Raw genomic sequence first — 1770 nt, forward strand, 5'->3', positions numbered from 1 at the left:
GCCCCGGTCTACGCCGCCCGTCTCGTGTTTCAGGCTCCGGCCGGCGCCGCGAAGGTGGTCGGGGGCACGATGCGTTGGGTGGCCGACCGCGAGGGCGAACCGGTCCGCCTCGCGGCCGTGCGGCGTGAGGACGCTGCCGAGTACCTGAAGCTGTCGCGGCAGCGTGACGGACGGGTCCGGCTGCGGACCCTGGTCGCCGTGCTGGGAATGTTCGTCGGCCTCGGTCTGGCGCTCGCGCTGTATGTGCTGACTCCCGACTGGTTGCAAGCCGTGTCCGTGGGCGCGGTCGTCCTCGCCCTGGGGGCCGCCGGCCGCAAGGCGGACGCCCCGGTCGTGCACCGGGCGGTGGAACTGCCCAAGGCCACCAAGCTGACCAGTGACATCGTGCTGCGGGCGCTGGGTGCGCTGGGGATTCCGGCGATCAATCAGGCGCAGGGCAAGGGACGGGACGGGTTCGAGTTCACCGCCCCGATCACCCGCGACGGGCCCGGCTGGCGTGCGGAGGGGAACCTGCCCTACGGCGTCACGGTCACGGACATCATCGAACGTCGCGAGCGGCTGGCTTCCGGTCTGCGCCGCCCGCTGGGGTGTGTGTGGCCCGAGGCGGTGCCCGATGAGCACACCGGGCATCTGGTGCTGTGGGTCGGGGATCAGGACATGTCCCGGGCCTCTCAGCCGGCGTGGCCGCTGCTGAAGTCCGGGCAGGTGGATCTGTTCAAGCCGGTCGCCTACGGCACTGACCAGCGCGGCCGGTGGACCGAAGTGACGCTCATGTACATCGCGGGCGTCATCGGCGCGATCCCGCGTATGGGCAAGACGTTCCTTCTGCGTCTGCTGCTGCTGATCGCGGCTCTCGATCCGCGTGCTGAGCTGCACACCTACGACATGAAGGGCACCGGCGACCTTGACCCGGTGGGCAACGCGGTCGGGTACCGGCACGCGGCCGGTGACGACGACGAACCCGTGCAGTACGCGCTGGACGACTTCCGGGCCCTGCGCGAGGAACTGCGCCGCCGCACGAAGGTGATCCGTTCCCTGCCCCGGGACATCTGCCCCGAGTCCAAGGTGACCAGCATGCTTGCCGACAAGCGGTCGTTGGGTCTGCACCCGATCGTGGTCGGCGTGGATGAGTGTCAGGTCCTCTTCGAGCACCCTGAGCACGGCAAGGAGTTCGAGGAGATCATCACCGACCTGGTCAAGCGCGGTCCCGCCACCGGCATCGTGGTGTTGCTGGCCACGCAGCGCCCGGACGCCAAGTCGCTGCCCACCGGGATCAGCGCGAACGCGTCCGCGCGGTGGTGCCTGAAGGTGATGGGCCAATTGGAGAACGACATGGTGCTGGGCACTTCCGCCTACAAGCGCGGGGTGCGGGCGACCATGTTCGCCTGGGGAGACAAGGGCATCCACTACTTCGTCGGTGAAGGCTCCGACGCCCGTATCGTGCGCTCGGTCTACGTCGACGCCGGCGGCGCCGAAGCCATCGCCGCCCGCGCCCGCCGGGTACGGGAGAAGGCCGGACTGCTCGCCGGCCACGCCCTGGGAGAGGCACCGGAGCCGACCACGGCCGCCTATGACCTGCTGGCGGACATCCTCGCGGTGGTCCCGGCCAAGGAGGCCAAGGCGTGGTCGGAAACCATCGTGGCCCGACTGGCGGACCTGCGCCCCGAGGTCTACGACGGATGGGACCCCGACGCACTGGCCGCCGCGCTCAAGCCGCACGGCGTGTCCACCATCCAGGTCGGGCGTCGGGTCAACGGCAAGGTCGTCAAC

The 1770-nt window shown here is 70.1% G+C and carries 1 protein-coding gene; it reads left to right on the forward strand.

The window, feature by feature from the left end; genetic code table 11:
* On the forward strand, positions 1 to 1770 hold a 1770-nt coding region (locus tag ACWFRU_RS42365), incomplete at both ends, for a cell division protein FtsK (protein WP_453694194.1).

The organism is Streptomyces sp. NPDC055099 (assembly GCF_053607685.1).